This is a genomic window from Mesorhizobium sp. P2_E10 (genome assembly GCF_056404235.1).
Map to the genome: position 1 here is coordinate 436,469 of NZ_JBFUEK010000001.1, position 25,732 is coordinate 462,200.

At 62.6% G+C, this 25,732-nt stretch carries 23 protein-coding genes and 1 riboswitch; of the genes, 5 read left to right on the plus strand and 18 right to left on the minus strand.

Features of this window, described 5'->3' with window-relative positions; translation table 11 throughout:
* Positions 1-31 precede the first annotated feature (31 nt).
* A riboswitch (cobalamin riboswitch) is annotated at positions 32-233 on the minus strand.
* Between the two features lie 507 nt (positions 234-740).
* The 3 genes from AC1D0N_RS02205 to AC1D0N_RS02215 all read left to right on the plus strand — a co-directional run bounded on the left by AC1D0N_RS02205 (position 741) and on the right by AC1D0N_RS02215 (position 1,518).
* The gene (locus AC1D0N_RS02205; RefSeq protein ID WP_477240936.1) at positions 741-947 is read left to right on the plus strand and encodes a DUF680 domain-containing protein; all 207 of its coding nucleotides are present in this window, start codon (positions 741-743) and stop codon (positions 945-947) included.
* Between the two features lie 72 nt (positions 948-1,019).
* Entirely contained in the window at positions 1,020-1,220 is a 201-nt protein-coding gene (locus AC1D0N_RS02210; protein WP_477240938.1) for a DUF680 domain-containing protein, read from the plus strand.
* Between the two features lie 58 nt (positions 1,221-1,278).
* Positions 1,279-1,518 carry a DUF680 domain-containing protein gene (locus tag AC1D0N_RS02215; RefSeq protein ID WP_477240939.1) on the plus strand — a complete coding sequence of 80 codons (240 nt, stop codon included), beginning with the start codon at positions 1,279-1,281 and terminating at the stop codon, positions 1,516-1,518.
* Positions 1,519-1,596: 78 nt separating this feature from the next.
* Here AC1D0N_RS02215 and AC1D0N_RS02220 read toward each other — a convergent pair whose 3' ends face one another.
* From AC1D0N_RS02220 to AC1D0N_RS02240, 5 genes are all read right to left on the minus strand, one after another.
* Positions 1,597-2,709: an ABC transporter ATP-binding protein gene (locus AC1D0N_RS02220; protein WP_477240941.1), complete on the minus strand. Its 1,113-nt coding sequence runs from the start codon at positions 2,707-2,709 to the stop codon at positions 1,597-1,599.
* A gap of 31 nt (positions 2,710-2,740) precedes the next feature.
* Positions 2,741-4,405 (minus strand): beta-galactosidase BglA, encoded by a 1,665-nt coding sequence (bglA, locus tag AC1D0N_RS02225; protein ID WP_477240943.1) that lies wholly within the window; start codon positions 4,403-4,405, stop codon positions 2,741-2,743.
* 4 nt (positions 4,406-4,409) lie between these two features.
* Positions 4,410-5,564 (minus strand): carbohydrate ABC transporter permease, encoded by a 1,155-nt coding sequence (locus AC1D0N_RS02230; protein WP_477240945.1) that lies wholly within the window; start codon positions 5,562-5,564, stop codon positions 4,410-4,412.
* 1 nt (position 5,565) lies between these two features.
* The gene (locus AC1D0N_RS02235) at positions 5,566-6,579 is read right to left on the minus strand and encodes a carbohydrate ABC transporter permease (RefSeq protein WP_477240948.1); all 1,014 of its coding nucleotides are present in this window, start codon (positions 6,577-6,579) and stop codon (positions 5,566-5,568) included.
* Positions 6,580-6,818: 239 nt separating this feature from the next.
* Positions 6,819-8,174, minus strand: coding sequence for an ABC transporter substrate-binding protein (locus AC1D0N_RS02240; protein ID WP_477240950.1), 1,356 nt, complete (start codon positions 8,172-8,174; stop codon positions 6,819-6,821).
* A gap of 362 nt (positions 8,175-8,536) precedes the next feature.
* Here AC1D0N_RS02240 and AC1D0N_RS02245 point away from each other — a divergent pair, with 362 nt between their 5' ends.
* A complete protein-coding gene (locus AC1D0N_RS02245) occupies positions 8,537-9,559 on the plus strand; it encodes a LacI family DNA-binding transcriptional regulator (protein ID WP_477240952.1) in 1,023 nt (340 codons plus the stop codon).
* 89 nt (positions 9,560-9,648) lie between these two features.
* Positions 9,649-10,995 carry an NAD(P)/FAD-dependent oxidoreductase gene (locus AC1D0N_RS02250; protein WP_477240954.1) on the plus strand — a complete coding sequence of 449 codons (1,347 nt, stop codon included), beginning with the start codon at positions 9,649-9,651 and terminating at the stop codon, positions 10,993-10,995.
* A gap of 52 nt (positions 10,996-11,047) precedes the next feature.
* Here AC1D0N_RS02250 and AC1D0N_RS02255 read toward each other — a convergent pair whose 3' ends face one another.
* The 13 genes from AC1D0N_RS02255 to puuE all read right to left on the minus strand — a co-directional run bounded on the left by AC1D0N_RS02255 (position 11,048) and on the right by puuE (position 25,586).
* Entirely contained in the window at positions 11,048-12,451 is a 1,404-nt protein-coding gene (locus tag AC1D0N_RS02255; RefSeq protein WP_477240956.1) for a S8 family serine peptidase, read from the minus strand.
* Positions 12,441-13,109, minus strand: coding sequence for an anti-sigma factor (locus AC1D0N_RS02260; RefSeq protein ID WP_477240958.1), 669 nt, complete (start codon positions 13,107-13,109; stop codon positions 12,441-12,443). The genes AC1D0N_RS02255 and AC1D0N_RS02260 overlap by 11 nt, the downstream gene beginning before the upstream one ends.
* Positions 13,106-13,672, minus strand: a complete 567-nt coding sequence (locus tag AC1D0N_RS02265; protein WP_477240960.1) for a sigma-70 family RNA polymerase sigma factor — start codon at positions 13,670-13,672, stop codon at positions 13,106-13,108. Before AC1D0N_RS02265 ends, AC1D0N_RS02260 begins: the two co-directional genes overlap by 4 nt.
* A gap of 327 nt (positions 13,673-13,999) precedes the next feature.
* The gene (locus AC1D0N_RS02270) at positions 14,000-14,839 is read right to left on the minus strand and encodes an alkaline phosphatase family protein (protein WP_477240962.1); all 840 of its coding nucleotides are present in this window, start codon (positions 14,837-14,839) and stop codon (positions 14,000-14,002) included.
* 61 nt (positions 14,840-14,900) lie between these two features.
* On the minus strand, positions 14,901-16,553 hold the full coding sequence (locus AC1D0N_RS02275; RefSeq protein ID WP_477240964.1) for an ABC transporter ATP-binding protein: 1,653 nt from the start codon (positions 16,551-16,553) through the stop codon (positions 14,901-14,903).
* A complete protein-coding gene (locus tag AC1D0N_RS02280; protein ID WP_477240966.1) occupies positions 16,553-17,377 on the minus strand; it encodes an ABC transporter permease in 825 nt (274 codons plus the stop codon). Before AC1D0N_RS02280 ends, AC1D0N_RS02275 begins: the two co-directional genes overlap by 1 nt.
* A gap of 9 nt (positions 17,378-17,386) precedes the next feature.
* The gene (locus tag AC1D0N_RS02285) at positions 17,387-18,346 is read right to left on the minus strand and encodes an ABC transporter permease (RefSeq protein WP_477240968.1); all 960 of its coding nucleotides are present in this window, start codon (positions 18,344-18,346) and stop codon (positions 17,387-17,389) included.
* A 16-nt stretch (positions 18,347-18,362) separates the two neighbouring features.
* Entirely contained in the window at positions 18,363-19,949 is a 1,587-nt protein-coding gene (locus tag AC1D0N_RS02290; RefSeq protein WP_477240970.1) for an ABC transporter substrate-binding protein, read from the minus strand.
* A 164-nt stretch (positions 19,950-20,113) separates the two neighbouring features.
* Complete coding sequence (locus AC1D0N_RS02295; protein WP_477240972.1) at positions 20,114-22,099, minus strand: CocE/NonD family hydrolase; 1,986 nt, start codon at positions 22,097-22,099, stop codon at positions 20,114-20,116.
* 85 nt (positions 22,100-22,184) lie between these two features.
* Positions 22,185-22,778, minus strand: coding sequence for a nucleoside deaminase (locus tag AC1D0N_RS02300; protein WP_477240974.1), 594 nt, complete (start codon positions 22,776-22,778; stop codon positions 22,185-22,187).
* Positions 22,775-23,281: an ureidoglycolate lyase gene (locus AC1D0N_RS02305; RefSeq protein ID WP_477240976.1), complete on the minus strand. Its 507-nt coding sequence runs from the start codon at positions 23,279-23,281 to the stop codon at positions 22,775-22,777. The genes AC1D0N_RS02300 and AC1D0N_RS02305 overlap by 4 nt, the downstream gene beginning before the upstream one ends.
* Positions 23,278-24,141, minus strand: a complete 864-nt coding sequence (locus AC1D0N_RS02310) for a bifunctional allantoicase/(S)-ureidoglycine aminohydrolase (RefSeq protein ID WP_477240978.1) — start codon at positions 24,139-24,141, stop codon at positions 23,278-23,280. The genes AC1D0N_RS02305 and AC1D0N_RS02310 overlap by 4 nt, the downstream gene beginning before the upstream one ends.
* Positions 24,142-24,152: 11 nt before the next feature.
* On the minus strand, positions 24,153-25,586 hold the full coding sequence (puuE, locus tag AC1D0N_RS02315) for an allantoinase PuuE (protein WP_477240980.1): 1,434 nt from the start codon (positions 25,584-25,586) through the stop codon (positions 24,153-24,155).
* Positions 25,587-25,732: the final 146 nt, after the last annotated feature.

Genomic DNA, 25,732 nt, shown 5'->3' on the forward strand with positions numbered 1-25,732 from the left:
ATCCACCTCTTGACCGCCCACCGCGATCAGTCGAGTCTAGCTATCTCGGGCTGGTTTCCGGGCTCTGGAGTGTCCTTGCGGACGGTCGCGACACCTTCCCAGGCTTGTGGCCCAGTGGTCTCCCGTTGCGACTTGAACTCCACCACCGTTGCGGGGGCAGCGCCGGGTTTTGACCGGCTTCCCAATTCTCCGCTTCATCGTCACGAAGCGGCACCTGAGATGCCATCATCTAATCACGACAGCGGCCGCGCCATCGGCATGAAAGCGACATCGCATCCATGCGGCGCGACACCATAGGCGAAATGCACCGACCAGGATTTGTGACGCGAACCCAGCCTTTTCACTGGCCGCGACCCGCCCGCTTCGCGCGTCGGATTCGACCTGCGGCGGGGCTAAAAACAGTTAACAGTTTCGAAGTGACTATTAGTAGTTTCTAAAATCGAACCGAACGGTTCGTTTCTGTTGACAGAGCGTGCAGGACGCTGTGAACGCTGGTTTGCCAATTCGTCAGCTGGCTCACCGGTGGCACAGCATAACGAATTGAAACTATTAACTAAAATAGAAAGTGTAGGAGGCTCTGGTACAATTTCAAGGTGCAGAGCCATGGTCCACGCGGAACAACTTCGTGATTGGAAACAGGCGCTGGCCTCACCCACATCGGGGCTGTCCGAACGACGCGAATTTCCTTCCAAGACACGCCGCTAGACGGACTGATGAACTAAAATACTGGAGTACTAAAAATGAAAAAGATTGTTCTCACTGCCGTCGCCGTTCTGGCCATCACCGGCAGCGCCTTCGCTGGTAGCGACCACTTTGGTTCCAATGGTGCGAACCAGCCTGCCGCCTCGGTCGACAGCTCGTACACGGCTTCCATTCAGAAGTCGGCTCCGGCTGACAAGCAGCCCGTCGTTCAGGGCAGCGACCGTAACCTTTTCGGCAACAACTAACAGCCGATTCCCAACGGACGGCGGGTTTGCCCCGCCGCCTTGGTGGAATTCAGACATTCAGGAGTACTTAAAATGAAAAAGATTGTTCTCACCGCCGCGGCCGTTTTGGCCATCACCGGCAGCGCCTTCGCCACTGGCAGCGACCACTTCGGCGACAACCAGGCCGCCCCGGCTGTCGACAGCTCGTACACGGCTTCCATCCAGAAGTCGGCTCCGGCTGACAAGCAGCCCGCCGTTCAGGGCAGCGACCGTAACCTCTTCGGCAACAACTAAGCCGATCCGGCAAAGCGCTTTGCCGCTTTCTGGAAACCAAAAACTCAGGAGACTTAAGATGAAGAAGATTGTTCTTGCCGCCGCCGCCATCATGATTGCCGCCGGCAGCGCCTATGCCCACAACGACAGCGTTGGCGGGACCGACATCAACAAGCAGGCGACCGTCAACGTCGATAAGACGCAGACGTCTTCGGTGCGCAACACCGGCTCGCCGGTCTACAAGCTGCTGAACTCGTCGGGTGACGCCCAGAAGTCGGCCCCTCAGGGCAGCGACCGGAACCTCTTCGGCAACAACTAACAGCCGAAGTCGGTCTCCAGAAAAAAGAGCGGCGGGCCAGGCCCGCCGCTCTTTTTTGTTGATACGGACCGGTCGGCCTCAAGCCGCCTTTGCTTCCGGCTTGTGCAGTGCGAAGGAATGTCCGTCGGCGTCGAAGATATGCAGGTCACCGCCATCCGCGCTCAGCCGCAGCGTCGCCCCGCGCTTGACCTCGACATTGCCGGGCAGCTTGGTCACCAGCGGCAGGTCGGCGCGGCCGATGTCGACATAGATGAGCTGAACCTCGCCGAGTTGTTCGACATAGTCCACCTTGCCCTCGAAAAGATAATCGGCGCCGGTGGAGACCACCAGATCCTCCGGTCGCACGCCGAAGCTTACCGCGGCGCCTTTCGCTGAAGCCGGCGTGGTGATTGGCACCGTCGCCTTGCGGCCGCCGACATGGCTGACGACAGTCGAATTGCCGGTTGTTTCGATCGTCGCCGGCAAGATGTTCATGGCCGGCGAGCCGATGAACTGGGCAACGAACAGATTGCCCGGTTTCTTGTAGAGGTCCATTGGCGTGCCGACCTGCTCGATATGACCTTCCTTGAGCACCACGATGCGGTCGGCCAGCGTCATCGCCTCGACCTGGTCGTGGGTGACGTAGATCATCGTCGTGTTGGGCATCGATTCCTTGAGCTTGGCGATCTCGATGCGGGTGGCGACGCGCAGAGCCGCATCAAGGTTGGACAGCGGCTCGTCGAACAGGAACACTTTTGGATTGCGCACGATGGCGCGGCCGATGGCGACGCGCTGGCGCTGGCCGCCCGACATCGCCTTGGGCAAGCGGTCGAGATATTTGGTCAGCTGCAGGATTTCCGCCGCCTGGCGCACGCGCCGGTCGATCTCGGCCTTGTTCTCTTTGCCGATCTTCATCGAGAACGCCATGTTGTCGTAGACGGTCATATGCGGGTAGAGCGCGTAGGACTGGAACACCATGGCGATGCCCCGCTTCGACGGCGGCACGTCGTTGACCACCTCGCCGGCGATCTTGAGCTCGCCGGAGGTGATCTCCTCCAATCCGGCGATGGACCGCAGCAAGGTCGACTTGCCGCAACCCGAAGGGCCGACGAAGACGATGAACTCGCCCGACTTTATGTCGAGATCGATGCCGTGCAGAATGTGCAGATTGCCATATGATTTTTTCACTTGTCTTAGCGTGACATCGGCCATGATTTCCTCCCAGTGAATTCTTCTAGCAAATTCAGTCGATACGCCCGAACCAGGCGCCGTAGCCGCCAAGACGGATAGAGCCGGCGCCAGTCTGTCCTGAAAACCCGTGCCCCGGTAATGGCTGCAGCGCGCGGCCGCCGAGATCGATGTTGGCCAGCCCGGCGCCGAGATTGAAGACGCAGACGATCTGCTCGTTGCCTTCGCGACGTGTGAAGGCGACCGTATCGCCCTCGCTTTCGATGAACTCGATATCGCCCTTGGCCAGCGCCGGATGCAGACGGCGGAAAGCCAGAAAGCGCCGGTAGTGCTCGAGCAGCGAGCTGTCGTCGCCCTGCTGCACGTTGACCGCTTGCGAAAGGTGTTTTCCCGGCACCGGCAACCAGGGTTTTGCCGAGGAGAAGCCGGCATTCTTGGCCGTGGCATCCCACACCATCGGTGTGCGGCAGCCATCGCGGCCCTTGAATTCAGGCCAGAAGCGGATGCCGTAGGGGTCCTGCAAATCCTCGAATTGCAGCTCGGCTTCGCCGAGCCCGAGCTCTTCGCCCTGATAGAGGCAGACCGAGCCGCGCAGCGACATCAGCAGCGCCGAGATGACCTTGAGATAGGCGGTCTCGTCGGCCTCGCCGGCGGCCCAGCGCGACGCCGGGCGCATCACGTCATGATTGGAGAAAGCCCAACACGACCAGCCATCGCTGGCGACCTTGCCGAAGGATTCCAGCACCGAGCGCACCTTTGCTGCGCTGATCTTTTCGGGCGCCAGGAAATCGAACGAATAGCACATGTGCACGCGCTTCCCGCCCGCGGTGTAGGCCGCCACAACTTCCAGGCCGCGCTGCGAATCGCCGACCTCGCCGACCGCGGCGGTTGCCGGATATTCGTCGAGAAGCGCGCGGAAGCGTTCGAGGAAAGCGAGGTTTTCCGGCCGGCTCTTGTCGTAGAGATGGTCCTGGTAGTTGTAGGGGTTGACCGCAGGAGCGGTCTGGTCGTTGCGCTCTTCCGGCGGCAGCGGCGGATTGTTTTCCAGCCCCTGGCTGTGGAAGTAGAAGTTGATGGTGTCGAGGCGGAAGCCGTCGACGCCGCGCTCCAGCCAGAAGCGGGTGACCTCGAGCAGCGCGTCCTGGACGGCACGGCTGTGGAAGTTGAGATCGGGCTGCTCGGCCAGGAAATTATGCAGATAATATTGCTGGCGACTGGTGTCCCACTGCCAGGCCGAGCCGCCGAAAATCGACAGCCAGTTGTTGGGTGGCGTGCCGTCGGGCCTGGCGTCGGCCCAGACATACCAGTCGGCCTTGGCATTGGTGCGGCTTGAGCGGCTTTCCTTGAACCACGGATGATTGTCGGCGGTATGCGACAGCACCTCGTCGATCATCACCTTGAGGCCGAGCCTGTGCGCCTCGGCGGTCAGGGCGTCGAAGTCGGCCAGCGTGCCGAACATCGGATCGACGTCGCAATAGTCTGACACATCGTAGCCGAAATCCTTCATCGGCGACTTGAAGAAGGGCGAGATCCAGATGGCATCGACGCCCAGCGAGGCAATGTAGGGCAGCCTGCCTATAATGCCCTTGAGGTCGCCGATGCCGTCGCCGTTCGAGTCCTGATAGCTGCGCGGATAGATCTGGTAGATCACCGCGCCACGCCACCAGTCGCGATCGACGGCGAGATCGGGCTTCGAGGTCGCCTTGAAAGCGGATTGCATGGTCTCAGCCTCCTTTCACCGAGCCTGCAAGCAGCCCGCGGACGAAATAGCGCTGCAGCGAGAAGAACACGATCAGCGGCACGATGATGGTCACGAAAGCCGATGTCGTCAGGATTTCCCAATCACCACCGCGTGAGCCGAGCAACGCATTGAGCTTGGCGGTCAGCACGATCTGGTCCGCCTCGGTACCCAGGAAAACCATCGCGACCAACAGATCGTTCCATACCCAGAGGAACTGGAAGATGGCGAAGGAGGCCAGCACCGGGAACGACAGCGGCAAGACGATCTTGACGAAAATCTCGAAGTCGCTGGCGCCGTCGATGCGCGCCGATTCCATGATTTCGCGCGGCAGGCCGGCAATATAGCTTCTAAGCAGGTAGATCGCGAAGGGCAGGCCGAAGCCGGTGTGCGCCAGCCAGATGCCGAGATAGGTTTTCGACGGCATGCCGAAGAAGGAGCCGACGCCGTTGTAGAGCTTCAACAGCGGGATCAGCGACATCTGCAGCGGCACGACCAGCAGGCCGATGATCACCGCAATCAGCAGGGCCCGGCCGGGAAAGCGCATCCAGGCCAGCGCATAGGCAGCGAACGCCGCAATCAGGATCGGGATGACGGTGGCCGGAATGGTCACCGTCAGCGAGTTCATGAACGAGCGGCCGATGCCTTCCGAAAACAGCACGGTCTTGTAGTTGTCGGTGGTGAATTTTGGCGGCGCCGACGAGGCGTAATAGACGCGCTGGCCGCGGTCGCCCTCAAAAGCTTTCGGCGAGGACATAACGAAAGTGCCGTCGGCGTTGAGCAGCAAGGTCACGCCGTCGCCGAGATCGGCTGTCGTGCCGGCCGGATATTGCGTCGGCGCGGCCGACTTGACGCCGAAGGCGCTGATGTTGCGGGCGGCACCTTCGCCGAAGATATTGCCCTGGAGGACGAACTTGCCGTCCTTCTCGACCTGCGTCGAGGCGGCTGGCAGCCGGCCGGCTTCCGTCTGGCTGGAGCTGGAGAACGAATTCCACCAACCCGAGGCGATGATCTGGTCCTTGTCGCGCAGCGAGGAGACCAGGATGCCGAGCGTTGGCACGGTCCAGATCGCGACGAAGATCAGAACCGCGATGTGGACGCCGAAGCGGCTGGCAAAGGACTTTCCGGTTGCGACGGCCATTTCAATGCCCTCCCGTCTCTTTGTTCGCCTGGCGGATGTTCCAGACCATGATTGGGATGACCGCGATCATGATGATGATGGCGATGGTGGCGCCGCGGCCGAAATCGCCGCCGCCGCGGAACATCCAGTCGAACATCAGATTGGCCAGCACCTGGCTGTTCCATTGGCCGTTGGTCATGGTCAGCACGATGTCGAAGACCTTCAGCACCAGGATGGTGATGGTGGTCCAGACCACGGCGATGGTGCCCCAGATCTGCGGCACCATGATCTTCCAGAAGATCTGGAACGGGTTGGCGCCATCGATGACCGCGGCCTCCAGCGTCTCTTCCGGGATGCCCCGCAAGGCCGAGGACAAGATGACCATGGCAAAGCCGGTCTGGATCCAGATCAGGATGATCATCAGGAAGAAATTGTTCCAGAAGGGCAGCGATATCCACACCTGCGGCTGGCCGCCGAAATACTGGATGATGGCGTTGAGCAGGCCGATCTGTGTCTGGCCGTCGCCGCGATATTCGTAGATGAATTTCCAGATGACGCTGGCGCCGACGAAGGAGATGGCCAGCGGCAGGAAGATCAGGCTCTTGGCGATCGTGCCCCACCAGATCTTGTCGGTGAGCACGGCGATGATCAGCCCGAGGAAGGTGCAGGCGGCGGGCACGACCGCCAGCCAGATGATGTTGTTGAGGATCGAGTTGCGGAACTCGCGGTCGCCGAACGCCCATTGATAATTGGCCAGGCCGACGAAATGAATGCCGCCGCGATCGAGGAACGACAATCGCAGCGTCTCGACCACCGGGTAGATCAGATAGATGGTCAGGATGATCATGGCTGGGCCGACAAACAGCCATGGCCGGACCAGTCCTTGCCGGCGCAGATTGTCGATGGCAGCCGCACCGGCAACGCCGCGTGACGGGAATATGATGTCCACCAGCTTGTTGGCGCCCCAGAAATAGGCGACGCAGCCGCCGACGCCGACGATGATGACGAATATGGCCGAGAAAATCTGAGCCGCCATGGGTTCCTCCCCTGCGCAGCATCGGCCAAAGTCGAACGACCCAGGCGATGAGATGCGCCGATTCAGTTGTTCAGAGCGCAATCGGCAGGCAGAGCGGGTCCCCCCTTTGCCGATCGCGCTTCATGCCGGAAAATCTATGTGCTCATGACAATCGCCGCAGCACGGGCCGCCGGTCGGATCCGGGCCTCGATGGCCCGGATCGGTAGTCGAAACGAACGTCCAGTCGGATAATCGGCTGCTTACTTGATCGCGTCCCAGCTCTTCTGGATGTCGGTGGCGACATCCTGGGCGGACTTGCCGCCGACCAGGTCGATCATGCCGGTCCAGAACGCGCCGGCACCGATCTTGCCCGGCATCAGGTCCGAGCCGTCGAAGCGGAAGGTCGAGGCATTGGCGAGGATTTCGCCCTGCTTCCTCAGCGCGTCGCTGGCATAGGCATCCTTGTTGACCGACTTGAACGGCGTCACGAAACCGCCCTGGGCCATCCAGATCTCATGGGCGAGCGGCATCTTCAGGAATTCGATGAAGGCGCGCGCACCCTTAGAGTCCTTGGTGATCATGGCCAGCGTGCCGGCGCCAAGCACAGGTGTGCCGAGGTCAGGCTTGGAGGCGTAGGGCGGGAAGTAGAAGAAGTCCGCGTCCTGGCCGACTTTCGTGCCTTCCGGGAAGAAGGTCGGAATGAAAGACGCCTGGTGATGCAGGTAGCATTTCGGCGGCACCGAGAAGAGACCCTTCGGGCTGTCGCGGAAATCGGTCGCGGCAACCGCCTTGGCGCCACCATCGACCATCTTGTCGTCGGTGGCGATCTTGCCGAAAATGTCGATGGCGTTGACCACGGCCGGATCGTTGAACGGAATTTCGTTCTTCACCCACTTGTCGTAGACGTCGGGTGTCTGCGTGCGCAACATGATGTCTTCGACCCAGTCGGTCGCCGGCCAGCCGGTGGCGCCGCCCGAACCGAGCCCGATGCACCACGGCGTGCCGCCATCGGCGATGATCTTCTTCTCGAGATCGGCCAGTTCTTCCTGCGTCTTCGGAACCTTGTAGCCGGCTTCCTCGAAATTGTCCGGCGAGTACCAGACCAGCGATTTCACGTCGGCCTTGTAGGGGAAGGCAAAGAAACCGGGCTTGCCGTCCTTGTCCTTGAAGGTGCCGAGGTCGACCCACGATTGGCCGGCGCCGTAATTGTCCTTGACCCATTTGGCGGTGTCGTCGCCGAGCGGCGTCAACAGGCCCTTCGATGCCAGATCCTGGATCAGGCCCGGCTGCGGCAGCACGGCGATGTTGGGCGGGCTGCCGGCCTGCGTGTCGATGACGATCTGCTGTTCGTAGTTCTCCGACGAGGAGTACTTGATCTCGGCGCCGGTGGCTTCCGAGAAATAGTCGAGAACGGTGCGGATGAGGCCCTCGTCCTCGCCGCGCCATGGTCCGAAGATCGTCAGCGTCTCGCCCTTGAGGTCGACTTTCTTGAGCTCTTCGAAATTCGCCCAGTTGAAGCGGGGGTCTTCGCCCGGCTTGAATTTCAGTTCGGCTTGCGCCGGTGCGCTCAGGGCGAGCGTAGCAAACGCGGCGCCCAGCAGAAGCATTTTCTTCATTGGTATTCCTCCCAGTGGTCACAAACACCCGGACGGAACCTCCATTCCGCCCGCCGACGCTGCAGGACTGTGACTCAGTCGGAAAGGAACCGCAACCTTCCGCAGAGTCTTCCAAAGCGCTTTGGCTTTTTTGATCACGCCATTGAATCGGTCGGAAGTCAAGAGGGCGAAAAGCTAATCGATTTAATTTTTGCAGTGAAAGCCAGTGAAAGTGCAGCGCAGCATGCTTTTATGGCAGTGCAACAGCAAATTTTACTTCAAACCCGTACGAAACGGTGCTTATGGTCGGCACGCTTGGTTGCGCTGTCCATGGCGCCTAGATCGATTCAATTTAAAAGCGCTTTGAGGCTTGGAGGCCTCCGGTGAACCTCAAACAGCTCGCCCATATGCTGGCGCTATCGCAGACCACGGTAAGCCGCGCGCTGAACGGCTACCCTGAGGTCAACGAGGAAACGCGCCGGCGGGTGATGGATGCCGCCAAGCGCCATGGCTACCGTCCGAACCCGAGCGCGCGCCGGCTGGCGACCGGCAAGACCGGCATGATCGGCTATGTCTTGCCCACCGGCACGGCCGTCGATATCGATCCACATTTCGTCGAATTCCTGTCCGGCCTCGGCGACTACGCCCGCTCGCACGAGCTGGACCTGGTGCTGTCACCCGCCGATGCCGATGACCAGGAGACCACCTATCGGCGTATCGTCGCCAACCGGCAGGTCGACGCCGTCTACATCTCCTCACCCCGCCCGACCGACCGGCGGGTGGCGCTGGTCAACACGCTTGGCATCCCTTTCATCGTCCATGGCCGCAGCGACGGCTTCGATTTCGACTATCCCTTCACCGACATCGACAATGAGGGCGCCTTTCACGAGGCGGCACGGCTGCTTATCCAGCTCGGACACCGGCGGCTGGCGCTGATCAACGGCGACGACCGCGAGACCTTCGCCATCCATCGCGAGCGCGGCGTGCGCCGGGCGCTGGCGGCCAGTGGGCTGACGCTCGGCGAGCGCCATGTCTGTTCGCTCGCCATGACCGAGGAGAATGGCTATCGCGCCGCCAGGCGACTGCTCGAACAGGGTGACGCGCCGACGGCAATCGCCTGCTCCAGCCTGATCATGGCGCTCGGTGTCGTGCGCGCGGTGCGTGATCTCGGCCTGACCATTCCCGGCGATCTGTCGCTGATCGCCCATGACGACGTTTTTCCGTGGCTCAAGCCGGAGAATTTCTCCGTGCCGCTGTCGACGACGCGCTCGTCGATCCGGCTCGCCGGCGCGCGCGTCGCCGAGCGGCTCGCGGCGCGCATCTCCGGCCTGGAAGAAGGGGCTCGCGGCGAGGTCTGGCCGGTTGACCTGGTGGTCAGGGGCTCGGTTGCAGGAGCGCCGGTTTAGGGATCTGCCTGTACCCGCCCTTGCTTTGGCTTTTGCAGGGTGGCAACCAGATAGCCAGAGCCATCAGCCAGTCCTCCAGGGTGCGCCCTTTGCCCACATTCCCGTTCTCCGAAACGGATCCAATCCAGCATCCTGGCCCACCGCCGAAGAGGTCGGAGGTGGTCATCGTTGGTGGCGGTATTATCGGCGTGACCACAGCTCTCTTCCTTGCGCAGCGCAACATTCCGGTGACGCTGCTGGAAAAGGGACGCGTTGCGGCCGAACAGTCGTCGCGAAACTGGGGCTGGATCAGAAAGCAGGGACGAGACGCGGATGAACTGCCTGTCGTCATTGAGGCTATTCGCCTGTGGCGGCAACTGGCTGAAGAATGCGGCGAAGACATTGGGCTGACCCAGACCGGCGTGACCTACCTGGCGAACTCCGACAAGGACATGGCCGGCTTCGAACAGTTCATGAAGATCGCCGCGATCCATGAACTCGACACGCACCTCCTGGACACAGATGAAACCGCGAAGCTCATCAAAGGCATGTCGCGCAAGTTCAAGGGCGCGATGACGACACCCTCCGATATGCGCGCGGAGCCTTGGCTGGCAGTGCCTGCGCTTGCTCGGCTTGCCGTCAGAAAGGGTGCGAGAATCGTAGAGAATTGCGCAGCGCGGACCCTCGAAATCTCAGGCGGCAGGATCAAGGGCGTGTGGACCGAGGCGGGATACATCGAGACCTCCAGCGTACTGGTCGCAGGCGGCGCCTGGTCGTCCCTCTTCCTTCGAAGACACGGCGTCTCCATCCCCCAACTCAGCGTCAGGGTAACCGTAGCCGCAACGGAACCCCTGCCTGAAATCTATGCAGGTGCGGCGACTGACGAACGCATCGCTTTCAGGCGCCGGCAGGATGGCGGCTACACGCTCGCTGCAGGCGGCAGCCATCTGCATTACCTGGGACCTGACGCCTTCCGGCACGCCACCAAATATCTTCCCGCTCTCAGGGACAATCCGCTGGGAACACGCTATTTCCCGCTCGCGCCCTCAGGCTACCCCGATGCATGGTCGACCCCGCGCGATTGGGCGCCGGATTCGCGGAGCCCTTTTGAGAGAATGCGAGTGCTCAGCCCGGCTCCTGAACCGGCCCGTCTGCGTTCGATAGAACGCAGGTTCAAACGTCTTTTTCCGCAATTCGAGAGGGTTCGCCTAAAAACCAGCTGGGGCGGCATGATCGACGCCATGCCCGACGTCGTCCCGGTCGTGGATCAGGTACAGGCAGTCGGCGGTCTTTTCGTCGCGACGGGAATGAGTGGTCACGGCTTCGGTATCGGGCCTGGAATCGGTCGCGTCGTTGCCGATATGATGCAGGGAAACGAGACCGGGCACGACCTCAGCCGCTTTCGACTGTCACGCTTCTATGATGGAAGCCCTGTTCGGTTAGGGCCTAGCCTCTGAACTGGTCGAGCGAAGTCGACTGTATTTCGACTTCGGCGCAAGTCGCTCAGGCTCACTCCTTCGCCGCTTCCGCCGCCTTCGTATCCAGCAGCCCATAGCCGAAATCATTGTCGCGCCCCTTGGGGCCGAGATCCCTGGCCGTTTCGGCCAGAGCCTTCTCGATCTCGTCGGCCGAGCGGTCGGGCGCGGCATGGATCAGATTGGCGACGGCGCCGCTGACGATGGCTGCGGCAAACGAGGTGCCGGTGACCACATCCGAGCCGGCGCCGCTCGGCGCCACCATCTCGACGCCGGGCGCCGAGATGAAGACATAGGCGCCGCGATTGGCCTGCGGCATCAGCCCGTCCTTGGCATCGGTGGCGGTCACCGCGATGACGCCGTCGAATGCGGCTGGATATCCATAGGGCGCCTTCGGCCCGTTGTTGCCGGCTGCGGCAACCAGCACGATGCCGAGCGCCCGTGCATTGCGGCAAGCGGTGCCGAGCAGATCGTTCTTCGGGCCGACGAAGCTCATATTGATGATACGGACATCCTGATCCGCCGCCCAGTCGAGCGCCGAGAGGATCACGTCCATGGTCGACCTGCCGCCTTCGAAGGCGCGGGCGTGGTAGATCTTGGCCCCCGGCGCCATGCCTTGCAGTGCGCCGATGCCTGCGATCAGCCCGTCGATCGAGGTGCCGTGATCGCGCTTCTCGACCGGCACGTCGGGCATGGCGTCGAACTGTTCGGCAATGACGCCGGAAAGCGCTGGATTGGTGTCGTCGATGCCGGTGTCGATGACGGCGATGCGCACATTCTCGCCGCTCGCCTGCTTCTCGTCGAGCGCGATGTGATCGAAGGCATAGTTGACGATGCTTGCCGCCTGCTGCAGCGAATAGACATGGTTAGGCTCGCGCCGCTGGGTGCGGCCATCGGCGGCAAGCTGCGCCAGCACGACGCCCACCGGGCGGCCATCGGGAATGCCAAAGCGCACCAGCGTCGTGCCGAGCAGCCGCGACTGGCGCTGCGAGCGCACCTGGAGGCCAAAAGACGTGGCGATCTGCTGGACGGCGCCGGCATCGCCCTCGACCGTCACCAGCACCTCGTCGGGCACGAAATCGCCGATGACGGCCCGCGGCGGCTCGGTCGCCACCAGATCGGCCGGGGCAACGATCGGCCCGGCCGGCGCGGCCGGTGTCGCCGGCGCATCGGCCGGTGGGGCTGGCGGGGCCTCCGCTGGATTGGGGAACAGGTCGACGATCAGCTCTGGTAGAAAGACGGCACCGGCCTGGGTCGCACCGCCGGGCGTTCCGCCATCCTTGGCGCAATCGCCGCCGGCTGCATTTTTGCCGTTGAGGCAGTCGATTTCTGTCTGGTTGAGGTTCGGATCATTGGTCTGCGCAAAGGCAGGCGCGGCGACGATTGTCATCGCCGCCGCAAGAAGTGCCGCACATCGAATGACCGCCTTAGCCGCCATCAACCGGTTTCCTTCCCTCGAGCACAGTTTCCGCAAAAGGCTGGGCGGCAATAAGGCCGACGAGCTTGGTGTAGTCTGCTCCAGTCTTGGCCGGGATGGCAATGCGGAAGACGCCCGAGGCGGTCGGCCCGCCAGCAATCTTCAGCCCGTTCTGGTCGAGAAAGACGGCGATGTCGGACATCTTCGCCTCCGGCTTGAACTTGACCAGCGCGAAGGGCAGTTTCGCCAGATCGTCCTCGGCGCCGGCAATCTCGAAATCGCCACCCTTGCCGCCGGGCTGCACAAAAGACTGCACCATGACCAGGGCAAGTAGCACCGCCGCCGCGGCCCAGGCGACGCCGACCGGCACCGCCATGAAGCGGCCCCAGGCCTGCGCCAGCCAGGACGAACCTTGTGCCGCGCGTGCCGGACCGGCCTCGGCGTCGAGCGCCTTGGCGAAGCGGCTGAGCGCATCGGTCGGCGGCCGGATCATCTCGTTGGCGGCCGTCGTGCCGGAGAACTCGACCTCGGCCTCGCCCAGTGCGGCAAGCGCCGCCGGGTCGCTCGCCAGCCATTCCTCGATGGCTTCGAGTTCCGAACCTTCCAGCGAACCGTTCAGGTAGAACGGCAGCAGTGTTTCCATTTCGTCGCGGCGCGACATTTTTTCAGCGGCGCTCATGGCCACCCCCTGTCGTAACCGGCGGCCTTGAGGGCTTCGCCGAGTTTCTTGCGGGCGTAGAACATCCTGGTCTTGACCGTGGCCACCGGAATGCTGAGCACCTCGCCGATCTCGGTCACCGACTGCCCGTGGTAATAGGCAAGGTCGATCACCACCCGATGTTCTTCCGGCAAGGCATCGACAAAGCGCCGCAAGGCGGCGCCCTTGTCTTCCTTCATGGTGGCGACTTCCGGCGTGTCGGCGCTGTCGGGAACCTGCGCCGCGTCATCGTCGTCGATCCAGTCTTCCTTTTTCTTGCGCAGCAAGGACAGCGCCTTGAAGCGGGCGATGCCGAGCAGCCAGGTCGAGACTTCCGAGCGTCCCTCGAAGCCAGGGGCCTGGCGCCAGAGCTCGAGAAAGACCTCGTTTGCGATATCGTCAGCCATCATTTCCGATCCCGTCTGGCGCGCCACGAAGCGGTAGACCCGCGCGTGGTGGCGCATGAACAGGAGCCGAACAGCGGCACGGTCGCCCTTCGCGACCCGGTCGACAAGCGCGCGATCGGTCTCCGTCGCTGCCGTCATGGCCGGTCGAGCCGCCTGGCTCCTGTCTGCTCTGTCGCCGATCGATCCAAAAAGGTTCATCCTTCCGCCAAGGAATTTTCGGGAGGCTAACCGAAGAGCGGGGAGGTTGCCAGAGGTGCGCCTTTTTCCTTCTCCCCTTGTGGGAGAAGGTGGATCGGCGCGCAGTGCCGAGACGGATGAGGGGTGTTGGACGGATCGCTACGCCGAAGAATTAAGCGCCTGAAATCCCTCAATATTTTCACGCCGTGTTTCTTCCAACACCCCTCATCCGTCTTGTCGCTTCGCGACAATCCACCTTCTCCCACAAGGGGAGAAGGGAAGAGCCGCTCAGCTCAAGAAAGGCTTTGCCTTCATCGTCGCCGGCACCGGTACACCAAGCCGCTTCAGCACCGTCGGCGCCAGCTGCAGCTGGTCGATCATAGTGTCGGCCTCCGGTCCCTTGCCGGGTCCGAAATAATACAGCGCGAAATCCTGCATCTCGTCGTCGTGGCCGCCATGATGACCGCGGTCGGTCTGGCCGTGATCGGCGGTGACAATCACTTCGTAGCCGGCTTCCCGCCAGCGCGGCAGGAAGGCGGCCAGCATGCCGTCCATGGCATAGACGGCATGGTCCATCTCATGGCAGTCGTGGCCAAAGCGGTGGCCCATCGAGTCGAGCGTACAGCTGTGCAGGATGCCGTAGTCGATGCCGTGGCGTTTGGTCAGCATGGTCAGCGTCGCGAACAGGTCGACGTCGCTCGGCGTCATCTGGTTCCTGAGATTGTAGCCGGTCATGGTGTGGAAGCGGCCATGTGCGATCGGCCCGCCGGGTTCGTCGAACTCCATGTCGTCGACCGGGTCGAACGGATAGGCACGGAAGAATTCGGACCAGTAGGAATGGGTGACGGCGCCTGTCTTGCCGCCAGCCCTGCTGACCTCGGAGAAGATGTCCGGCTGGGTAACGCGAAAACGGTTCTCGTTGGACAGGATGCCGTGCACTTGCGGCGGCACCCCGGTGTGGATCGAGGCGTAGCAGCAGGCAGAAGTCGACGGCAGCACCGAGCGCATCTTCCAGACCTGCGCTTCGCCCGAGAGCACCCAGCCCTCGAGATTGCCCATCAGCCGGCGCCAGTTCCGGTAGGGCACGCCGTCGAGGATGATCAGCAACAGTTTTGTCTCGAGCGCCAAGGGCTGCTCCGGAAGGCTTTGTCGTTGAAGGCAAGTCTTCGCGGCTGGTGCCGCGAAACCGCTAGTTTCCCGCGCTGGCCATGCGCCGTCCCTTGATCGCCTTTTCCAGCCAGCCGATTTCCATTTCGGGAACGGAGGAGAGCAGGAGATCGGTGTAGGCGTCGAAGGGCGGCGACAGCACCTTGCTCTTCGGCCCGTAGCGCACCACCTCGCCGCGATACATCACCGCGATCGAATCGGCGATCGATTTCACGGTCGCCAGGTCGTGGGTGATGAACAGATAGGCGACGTTTTCTTCCTTCTGCAGTTCCAGCAGCAGCTTGAGGATGCCGTTGGCCACCAGCGGGTCGAGTGCCGAGGTCACCTCGTCACAGATGATCAGTTTCGGCTTGGCGGCGAGCGAGCGGGCGATGCAGACGCGCTGCTTCTGGCCGCCGGAAAGCTCGGCCGGGTAGCGATCGGAAAAGCCCTTGCCCATCTCGATCTTATCGAGCAGTTCGGCGACGCGTTTGTCGCGCTCGCGCCCGCGTATGCCGAAATAGAATTCGAGCGGCCGGCCGATGATGGTGCCGACCGTCTGGCGCGGGTTCATCGCCACGTCGGCCATCTGGTAGATCATCTGCAACTGCTGCAGATCCTCCTTCGGCCGGTCGGCAAGCCGGTTGGCCAGCGGCCGCCCGTCGAAGGTGACGGTTCCCTCTTCGGGTGGCAAAAGCCCGGTGATGGCGCGCGCCAGAGTCGACTTGCCGGAGCCGGACTCGCCGACCACGGCCAGCGTCTGGCCCGGATAGATGTCGACGGAGACGTTCTTCAGCACTTTGATGTGGCTGCGGCCATAGGCAGAGGTAACGTTCTTGACCGACAGGAACGGCGTCGTGCCGGGCTTCTGCTCGTGGTGCTCGATCTCGTGCACCGAGACCAGCGCGTTGGTGTATTCCTGGCGCGGCTCCTTGATGATCTGGCGAGTGCCGCCCCATTCGACCAGCCGGCCATGGCGCAGCACCATGATCTCGTCGGAGACCTGGGCGACGACGGCAAGGTCGTGGGTGATGTAGAGCGCGGCGACATGGGTATCGCGGATGGCGTCCTTGATCGCCGCCAGCACATCGATCTGCGTCGTCACGTCGAGCGCCGTGGTCGGCTCGTCGAAGACGATCAGGTCGGGCTCGGAGCACAGCGCCATCGCCGTCATCACGCGCTGCAGCTGGCCGCCGGAGACCTGGTGCGGGAAGCGCTCGCCGATGGTTTCGGGGTTTGGCAGGCTGAGCTTCTTGAACAGCGCCACCGCGCGTTTTTCGGCCTCGGCCCGTGTCGCCGTGCCGTGCAGCAGCGTGGCTTCCACCACCTGGTCCATCAGCTTGTGCGCCGGGTTGAAGGCCGCCGCCGCCGATTGCGCGACATAGCAGACCTCTCGGCCGCGCAGCTTGCGAAAACCTTCCTTGCCGCCCTTGAGGATGTCTCGGCCGTTGAGGATGACCTCGCCGCCGGTGATGCGCACGCCGCCGCGGCCATAGCCCATCGACGACAGGCCGATGGTCGACTTGCCGGCGCCGGACTCGCCGATCAGGCCAAGCACCTTGCCCTTTTCGAGCGTCAGCGACACGTCATGGACCAGCACGATGTTTTTCGGCGGCTCGCCCGGCGGGAACACCGTCGCCTCGATGCGAAGGTTGCGGATGTCGAGCAGCACGGATTTCTTCTGCTGGTCAGCCATCACCCGCGTCCTCCCTTCAGGCTTGTCGTGCGGTTGAGCACCCAGTCGGCGACCAGATTGACGGAAATCGCCAGCATCGCGATCGCCGCTGCCGGAATGAGGGCAGCGCCAATGCCGAAGACGATACCGTCCTTGTTTTCCTTGACCATGCCGCCCCAGTCGGCGTCCGGCGGCTGTACGCCAAGGCCGAGGAAGGACAGTGTCGACAGGAACAGCACGGCATAAATGAAGCGCAGGCCGAGTTCCGAAACCAGCGGCGACAGCGCATTGGGCAGTATCTCGCGGAAGATGATCCAGCCGCTGCCTTCGCCGCGCAATTTGGCGGCCTCGACATAGTCCATGACGTTGATGTCGACGGCGACCGCGCGCGACAGGCGATAGACGCGGGTCGAGTCGAGAATGCCCATCACCAGGATCAGCGTCACCAGGTTGGTCGGCAACACCGAAAGCACGACGAGGCCCATGATCAGCGTCGGGATCGACATCAGCAGATCGACAAGCCGCGACAGCAGCGTGTCGTACCAGCCGCCGAACACCGCCGCCGAGAAGCCGAGAATGGCGCCGAGCGAGAACGACAGCGCGGTGGCCAGCACGGCGATGAACAGCGTGATGCGGGCGCCGTAGATCATGCGCGACAGCAGGTCACGGCCGAGATTGTCGGTGCCCAGCCAATGTGCTGATGACATCGGTTCCCAGACGTCACCGATGATCTCGCCATTGCCGTGTGGCGCGATGAAGGGCGCGAAGATCGCCGCCAGAACGAACAGTGTCGTCAGCACGATGCCGATCAGCGCGGGGATCGGGATGCGTTTGATATCGAGCATGCCCGCCCCCTATTTCGGATGTCTGAGACGCGGATTGGCGACGATTGCCGCTATGTCCGCAATGATGTTCAGGCTGATGTAGACGGCGGCGAAGATCAGGCCGACCGCCTGCACGACAGGCACGTCGCGCTTGGTGACGTGGTCGACCAGATACTGCCCCATGCCCGGATAGACGAAGATCACTTCGACCACGACGACGCCGACGATCAGATAGGCGAGGTTGAGCATGACGACGTTGATGATCGGTGCAATGGCGTTGGGAAAGGCATGCTTGCGAATGACATTGAAGGCCGACAGGCCTTTCAGCTCCGCCGTCTCGACATAGGCCGACTGCATGACATTGAGGATCGCGGCGCGCGTCATGCGCATCATATGGGCGAGCACCACCAGCGTCAGCGCCGTTGCCGGCAGCGCGATCGCCTGCATGCGCTCGCCGAAGGGCATGTCGTCATAGACGGTCGAAATGCCAGGAAAGATCTGCCATTTCACGGCGAAGAAATAGACCAGCACATAGCCGATGAAGAATTCGGGAAACGATGTCGACGCGAGCGCGAGTCCGGAGATCAGCTTGTCGACCCAGCCATTGCGATAGCGCACCGCAATCAGGCCGAGAATGATCGCCAGCGGCACCGCCACGACTGCGGCCCAGAAGGCGAGGAACAGCGTGTTCCACAACCGTCCCTTGATCGATGTTGCAATATCCTGGCCGCTCGACATGGCGGTGCCGAGATCGCCGGTCACCACGCCACCGAGCCAGCGGAAATACCTGATATAGGCCGGGTCGTTGAGTCCGAGCTGCTCGCGCAGATTGGCGAGCGACTCCGGCGTCGCCGACTGTCCGAGAATGGCTTGCGCGACGTCGCCGGGCAGAACCTGGGTGCCGGCGAAGATCAGGACCGAAACGGCCAACAGGAGAACGATGCCCAGCGCAATGCGCTGGGCAATTAGTTTCAGGATGGGTGAAGACATATCCGCAAGGCCAGGCTCAGGCTTCGAGCCAGCACTTCGCCAGTGCGTAGCCGTTCATCAGCTCCTGATGTGGATCGTCAACCCAGCCGCCAACCTTGGCGCCCGTCGCGTCGATGAACTGGTTGAACATCGGCAGGATCAGGCCGCCTTCGTCGCGCACCATGACAGCCATGTCGTGGTACATCGCCTTGCGCTTGGCTTCGTCGAGTTCGGCGCGGGCCGCCAGCACCATCTTGTCGAAATCCGGACGCTTGAAACGCGTGTCGTTCCAGTCGGCCGTCGACAGATAGGCGGTGGAGTACATCTGGTCCTGCGTCGAGCGTCCGCCCCAGTAGGAAGCGCAGAAGGGCTGCTTGTTCCAGACTTCCGACCAGTAGCCGTCGCCCGGTTCGCGCTTGATCTCAAGCGTGATGCCGGCCTTGGCCGCGCTCTGCTGGAAGAGCTGTGCGGCATCGACGGCGCCGGGGAAGGCGACATCCGATGTGCGCAGCAGCACGGCGCCGTCATGGCCCGACTTCTTGAAGTGGAACTTGGCCTTGTCGGGATCGTACTTGCGCTGTTCGATCTCGGTGAACAGCGGGTAGGAAGCATTGATCGGGAAATCGTTGCCGAGCGAGCCGTAGCCGCGCAGGATCTTGTCCAGCATCTCTTCGCGGTCGATCGCCAGCTTCAACGCCATGCGCAAATCGGCGTTGTCGAAGGGCGCCGTGTCGCAGTGCATGATGAAGACGTAGTGGCCAGGGCCGGCATGGTTGCGGATGGTGACGCCCGGCAGGCGCTTGATCAGGTCGACGATCTTCGGCTCGACGCGGTTGATCATGTTGACCTGGCCACCCTGCAGGGCAGCCGTGCGCGCCGTGGCATCGTTGATGACGATGATCTCGATCTGGTCGGCATGGCCCATCTTGTCGCCTTGCCAGTAGTTGGCGAAACGCTCGCCGCCATGGCGCACGCCGGGCTCGTTGGTCTTGACCTTGTAGGGACCGGCCGAGATGCCGGCATCGGCTCCGTCCTTGCCGCCATTGGGCTGGACGATCAAATGATAGTCGCTGAGCAGGTAGGGAAGGTCGGCATTGGCTTCCTTCAGCGTCAGCACGACTTCCTTGCCGCTGGCCTTGATGGTCTCGATGCCCTTCATGTAGCCGAGCGCGCCGGACTTCGACTTCTCGTCGGAATGGCGCTCGAGCGTGGCGGCCACGTCCTCGGCGGTCACCGTCTTGCCGTTGTGGAATTCGACGCCGTCGCGGATCTTGAGCGTCCACACCTTGGCGTCGTCCGACGAGCCGATCTCCTCGGCAATGCGGTTCTCGAGTTTCCCTTCCGGGGAAAGCTCGACGATCATTTCGCCCCACATCTTGCCGAAGGCGAACGGCACCTGCGTCATCATCAGCGCCGGGTCGAGGCTGTTGGTGGACTCGCCGCCGACCAGACCGGCCTTCAGAGTGCCGCCCTTGACCGGACCTGCCGCGCGCGCAGCGCTTGAAAGCAGCGAGTTGGCGAAGGGTGCGGTGACGCCGAGCGCTGCCGCTCGGCCGAGAAAATCGCGACGGCTCAGCTTGCCCGAAGCGACGCGTCGGCTAAGGAATTCCAGTTCGTTTGACATATTGAGTTCCTCACTCTGTTGGTTCGACCTTGTGGTCGTTTTTGTTGATTGTTATCGGGGGAATAATGACCGTAAGGGAAACCCGTAAGCAAGACCGAATGCGACATGCCGTGGCGTAAATCGCACGTCGCAATTGGACCAACCTCGAAACCCGGCATGGGCGCTCAGAGCAGGGCGCGCGGGATCGTCTCTTCGAAATCGCGTTCGAAAACCAGGATTTCACCCTCGTAGGCTTCGATTCTGGCGCTAACCGTGAAGCTTTGTGCGTCGGAGCGCATTTCGGCAAAGGTCTCGGTGCGCACCGACCATCCATTTCGCGACAATGTCTGCGTCCAGTGGGTTTTGCCCGAGGCTGACAGGGGATTGTCAGGATGGATCGTCCAGGTCTCGCGGGCGATGCTGCCATTTACCAGGTCATGCTCAAGATCGCGCACTGCGCCAAAATCGTTGACGATGGAAAGCGAGATGACCCCGGTCTTCTCGTCGCGGCCGACGTGACGCTCGGAATTGGCGGCACGGATTAACTTCGTCGCCCAGGGCGAGGCTGCCTCCGGCGAAGGGAAGGTTACTTCGTCGCCTTTCGCCAACGGGCGCTGCGGCAGCATGAGCGTCGCGGCCGACAGGTCGAGTTGGACCGGCTCCGGCGATGGCCAGATCATCGGCCAGTAGGCGTTTGAAACGGCGATGCGCAGGCGGTGGCCGGCCGGGGCGCGGTAGGCGCACTGGTCGAGCACGACGCGGGCTGACACGGTTTCGCCTGGAACCAGCGCCTCGGGAAATTCATGCGAGTTGCGGTGGGTCAGGTTGAGCACGCCATAGGAAATCAGTTCCGAGGCACCGTCCGGGTGCACGTCGCACAGCCGGACCGCGATGTTGGCCTGCCGCCGGTCCGAAGAGACTCGCACCAGAACCTCCGGGGCGCCGACGATGTCGATCGCCTCGGTCAGCGTCGGCTGGTCGAAACACACCGACAGCGCATCATCGGGGCGCTGATCGCCCGGCAGTTCCGGGCCGAAGGTGAAGGGAAAATACTCGCCGCCGGCCAGGCCGCAGCTTTGCGGCGAAGCGACGATTGCCGGCTTGCTGCCCTCGGGGAGCAGCTCGATCATTTGTATCTTGATGTTGGGCGACGGCCATTCCTGTTCCGCGATCCAGCGACCCGGCCGCTCGGGATGCCAGCGCGCGGGGCGCACACTGTCCATCACATAGGCGCGGTAGTCCGGGTCGGCCTCGACGCCGGTGTCGATACCCTTCAGCCAGCGGTCCCACCAGCGCAAGGCCTCCTGCAGGAAGCCTATGGCGGGCTTGGGTGCTGCGTAGTGCGGGTATTTGTGGATCCATGGGCCGACAATGCCCTTGACTGGCGCTTCGATATTGGCGGCGAGATGCGAGATCGTGTTGCGATAGCCGTCATGCCAGCCGCCGATCGACAGCACCGCCGCCTTGACGGCGGAATAATCCTCGCAGATCGAGCCACGCTTCCAATAGGCGTCGCGGTGCTGGTGTTTTAGCCACAGCGGCGCGAGAAAAGGCTGGTTCTCCAGCCTGGTCAGCCACAGATCGCGCCATCGGTTGTCGCCGGCCAGCAATGGGTCCGGCGGCCGCGACGAATAGGACAGCATGGTCGAGGCCCAGCCGAAATTCTCGATCAGCAGGCAGCCGCCCTTGTAGTGGATGTCGTCGGCATAGCGGTCGACCGTCGAACAGATACTGATCACCGCCTTAAGCGCCGGCGGCTGCATCGCGGCCACCTGCAGGCAGTTGAAGCCGCCCCAGGAAATGCCCATCATGCCGACATTGCCGTTGCACCAGGGCTGCGATGCCGCCCAGGCGATGACGTCGCAGGCATCCTGCAATTCCTGTTCGGAATATTCGTCGTCCATCAGCCCTTCGGAATCGCCATTGCCGCGCATGTCGACACGGATCGAGGCATAGCCGTGGCCTGCGAAATACGGATGCGTCAGCTGGTCGCGAAAGATGGTGCCGTCGCGCTTGCGGTAAGGCAAATGTTCGAGGATCGCTGGGACCGGATCGTTACCGGCATCTTCCGGCATCCACACCCGCGCCGACAGCCGGCAGCCGTCCGGCATGACGATCCCCATATCCGGGAACTCGACGACCTTGCGGGGGAACTCGGTGATGGTTTTCATGCGGACGCACTCCAAGGTCGCCACATGATGGAGGCCACCGGATCGCGTCATGGGCCAGCCAACGAATTCGGCTGGTCAATCCGCGTCAGTTCAGCGGAATGTCGTTCTTGCCCTTGCTGTCCTGGTAGGCGCCTGACAGCTGGTCATAGCGGGCCGAGATCGCGCCGATCCGGGTCTCCAGCCGCTGGCGTTCTGCCTCTGGCAGCGACCGCACCAGCCTGCGGATGGAAAAACTCTTCCAGTAGGCGTTCTCGGCATTGTAGCCGCCAGGGTCGAGCGTGAAGACCTCTTTGAGAATCTTCAGATCGTGCGGGATGGCGAAAGAGTCGCGCGAATCCTCGTGGCTGAACAGATAGTAGAAATTGTCGAAGCCGGTCCAGGTGATCGCCGACAGGCAGAGCGAGCACGGCTCGTGCGTGGCGATGAAGATGGCGTCTTTCGTAGCGACGCGCTCCGCCTTCGGCATTTCGTAAAAGCGCTTCAGGCAATGCACCTCGCCGTGCCAGAGCGGGTTTTCCATCTCGTTGTTGGTTTCGGCGAGCACCAGCGAACGGTCGTCCTTGCGCAGGATCGCGGCGCCGAACAGCTTATTGCCATGGGCGACGCCTTGCGCCGTCTTCGGCACAATATCGTGCTCGATCACGTCGAGCAGGCGGTCGATCAGCGAAATGTCGGTCATAACTTGATACCGTCGGGGAGATGGATCTCGTAGGCGTGCGAGAAATGGCACTCTTCGAGGTTTGAGCCGTCGCCGCCACGGTCGACGATCAGGAAGTCCTGCGCCTCGCCGATCGGCGTCAGCACGCCATGCCAGAGGTTGCGCGGATAGTTGATGCCTTGGCCTGGCGCGGTGATGAAGGCGTGCGGCTCGCCGGGGCCTTCTTCGCCATCATGGCAGACGACGACCAGGAACGGCCGCGGCGACAGCGGGATGAAGGCCTGGCTGCCGAAGGGGTGGCGCTCGACCATGGTCAGCTTCAGCGGCATTTCGTAGGGCGTGCCGCGCACCATGGAGATCAGCACGCGCGCATTCGGCCCCTGGGCCTCTGCGGTGGCGAGGTCGTGGTAGCGCTCGGCCCGGCCGCCATTGATCGGGTAGTGGTTGTCGCCGCCCATGTCGATGACATCGCCGAATTCGGCAAAGCTCTCGCGGGTCAGCGGCCGCGCGACGATCCGGGTCACGGCGCGCGCCTGGCGAGGCCGGCGCCGCCAAGCTTGGCGTGGCGGTTGACGTCCTTGTAAAGTAAATAGCGGAATTTGGCCGGCCCGCCGGCATAGCAGGCCTGTGGGCAGAAGGCGCGCAGCCACATATAGTCGCCGGCCTCGACCTCGACCCAGTCCTGGTTGAGGCGGTAGACGCCCTTGCCCTCCAGCACATAGAGCCCGTGTTCCATGACATGGGTCTCGGCAAAGGGGATGACCGCGCCCGGCTCCAGCGTCACCACGGTGATATGCATGTCGTGGCGCATGTCGGCCGGATCGACGAAGCGCGTCGTTGCCCACCGGCCTTCGGTGCCAGCCATTGGCGTCGGCGCGATCTCCTGTTCGTTGGCGAAGAAGGCTGGCGGCACATCGATACCCTCGACGGCCTCGTAAGCCTTGCGGATCCAGTGGAAGCGGACAGCAGCCTTGCTTTGGTTGCGGACCGTCCATCCGCTGGCCGGCGGCAGGAAGGCAAAGCCGCCGGGCCGCATCACATGCGTCTTGCCGCCGACGAACACGCTCAGCTCGCCTTCGACCACGAACAGGCCGCCCTCGGCACCTTCATCGGGTTCAGGCCGGTCGCTGCCACCACCGGGCGCGATCTCGACGATGTATTGCGAAAACGTCTCGGCAAAACCCGACAGCGGGCGCGACAATATCCAGACGCGGGTCTTGTCCCAGAACGGCAAGGCGCTGGTGACGATGTCCTGCATCACCCCCCTGGGGATGATGGCATAGGCCTCGGTGAAAACGGCGCGGCCGGTCAGCAACTCGCTCTGGCCGGGGTGGCCGCCCTGCGGCGCATAATAGGTTCGGTCAGCCATCTTGATCGTGTCCATTGAGTTCAAACCTATTGCGGAAGCATGTCCTTGAGCCGAAGCAGCGCAATGCGCTCGACCTGTTTGCAGGCGGTTTCGAATTCGGTGGCGCGGTTGTTACCGATGCGCGCCTCGAACTCGGCCAGGATCTCCTCCTTGGTCTTGCCTTTCACCGCGATGATGAAGGGGAAGCCGAAGGTGGTGACGTAAGCGGCATTGAGCTTGGAGAACAGCTCGCGCTCCTTGTCGGTCAGCGCGTCGAGCCCGGCCGACGCCTGTTCTTTCGTCGACTCCGCCGTCAGCCGCTTGGCCTTTGCCAGCTTGCCGGCAAGGTCGGGATGGGCGTTGAGCACGGCGAGCCGCTCGGCCTCGCTGGCGGCGCGAAAGATGCGGCAGAGTGCATTGTGCAACCCGCCGGCGCTGTCATGTGCCGGGCCGAGTTCCAGCTCATAGGCGCGCTCGGCGATCCATGGCGAATGCTCGAAAACGCCGCCAAAGGCATTGACGAAGGCTTCGAACTCCATCTTCGACGGACGCAGCTCCGGCAGCCGGAACGGATGCGTCGCCTGCCAGTGTTTTGCGATGTCGACGCGCCGCGCCAGCCAGACCTTGTCGTGCGATTTGACGTAATCGACGAAGCGCTTCAGCGCCGCCACCCGGCCCGGCCGCCCGACAAGGCGGCAGTGCAGGCCGATGTTCATCATGCGCGGCCGCCCTTCTCTGCCCTCGGCATAGAGCGTGTCGAAACTATCCTTCAGATAGGCAAAGAACTGGTCGCCCGAATTGAAGCCTTGCGGCGTGGCAAAACGCATGTCGTTGGCGTCGAGCGTATAGGGGATGATCAGCTGCGGCTTCTGCTTGCCATCCGGTCCGTCATGTTCGAGCCAGTAGGGCAGTTCGTCGTCATAGGTGTCCGACACATAGTCGAAGCCGCCTTCTTCCGCCGCCAGCCGCACGGTGTTGATCGATGTGCGGCCGGTGTACCAGCCGGTCGGCCGTGCGCCTGTCACTTCGTAGTGCAGCTTGATCGCCTCTTCCATGTCGCGGCGCTCGTCTTCCAAGGCGTGGTCGCGGTAGTCGATCCATTTCAGCCCATGCGAGGCGATTTCCCAGCCGGCCTCCTGCATTGCCGCAACCTGGTCGGGTGAACGGGCAAGCGCTGAGGCGACGCCGTAGCAGGTGATCGGCACCCGCGCTTCGGTGAACAGGCGCAGCAGCCGCCAGAAGCCGGCGCGGGCGCCATACTCGTAGATCGATTCCATGTTCCAGTGGCGCTGGCCGAGCCAGGGGGCGGCGCCGACAATCTCGGACAGGAAGGCTTCCGAGGCCTTGTCGCCATGCAGGACGCAGTTCTCGCCGCCCTCCTCATAGTTGACGACGAACTGCACCGCGACATGCGCGCCGCCAGGCCATTTCGGATCCGGCGGATTGGCGCCGTAGCCGCGCATGTCTCTGATATAACGCATCGTCACTCCTGCCGGATGTTGTCGTGAGGATAGTCGAAAGGGTTGCCTACGCATTCCCCCGAAAATTTTTGAAAGTGTTTTTGTCCTGCTCCGCTCGACCGGGACTTATGCATCGCCTTTAATTGGCGCACAATTCATCCAGCAAT